1 protein-coding gene is annotated in these 1,133 nt (G+C 71.8%); it reads right to left on the minus strand.

Translation table 11 applies throughout. The features are described 5' to 3' along the window. Positions 1-212: 212 nt before the first annotated feature. Complete coding sequence (locus ACRYR2_RS24995; protein WP_432565707.1) at positions 213-698, minus strand: hypothetical protein; 486 nt, start codon at positions 696-698, stop codon at positions 213-215. Between the last annotated feature and the right edge of the window lie 435 nt (positions 699-1,133).

Consider the following 1,133-nt stretch of genomic DNA (forward strand, 5'->3'; position numbering starts at 1 on the left):
GGTGCGGGCGTTAGCGTGGGCCACGAGGACCTCCGGGTGGATGTGGACCTTCGACAAGTCACACCCCACCTGGGGGTCCTCCCGTGTTCAAGCCGACGCGCTGTCACCAACGTCCTGGCTGGGTACAGCTAGGGCCTCGCCGACGGCGCTCAGGGCGTCCGGGCAGACCGTCACGCTCACGTCGGGCCGCTGCGCGTCCAGGTAGGTGATGCTCAGGTGCAGGCACTCCTGCGGCAGGTACAGCAGGCCCTGGGAGGAGGCGGTGAAGGCGAACTCCGCCTGCGGCCCGCAGCGCAGCAGCGCAGCAGCGCCAGGATCGTGCTCACGTGCCGGGTCAGGGTGCCGGGCAGGTGCTGCATCGTGACGCGCACGTGCACGCACGGCTGGTCGTCGACGTAGGCCACCGGCTCCAGCTCGTCGTCCTCGCCGGGCTCGGTGGCCTGCGCGGCGCCGAGGAAGAAGCGGTAGCGGTCGATGAGGTTCAGCGCGGTGATCGGGTCGGTGATCTGCTCAGCGATGCCGACCTCGGCGCGGAAGCCGAAGGGCTCCTCCGGATCGCGTGTCAGGTCCTCCACCGCGCTGTTCCACTCGCCGTAGCCGACACCGTGCTCGCGGAAGGCGACGACGTGGGCGGTGCCGCTGGCGTCGGTGTTGTTGATCGCCAGGGCCGTGGTGTCGGCGCGGCACTGCTGGGGCATGTCTCATCCCGTCGCTGGCTCGGTGCTGGCACCGGTCGGTGCGAGCAGGGGAGCCGGAGGGGAACGGTGAGGACCTGCACGGCTGGTGCCGCCGAACGCTCACCGCCCCCTCCCGGCGAGGTGAGATCAGGACCGGCCTGAGCGCGGCGTAGGCACCCGCAGGGCGCGGCGTAGCCGCGAGTCGGGGCAGCCGTAGGCCGAGCGAGGAACGAGCGAGCCCGGCTTGATGCCGGCACCGCAGCGCGCCAGGCTGCCGGGCCCGGAGCAGCACTAGAGAGTTGCGCCGCCGCGTCAGCGGCGGCCATTGAGTGCACGGCCACTGGGTGCACGGCCACTGGGTGCACGGCCACTGGGTGCACGGCCACTGGGTGCACGGCCACTGGGTGCACGGCCACTGGGTGCACGGCCACTGGGTGCACGGCCACTGGGTGCACG

Origin of the sequence: Kineococcus deserti (assembly GCF_050871945.1) — a bacterium.
Classification (GTDB): Bacteria; Actinomycetota; Actinomycetes; order Actinomycetales; family Kineococcaceae; genus Kineococcus.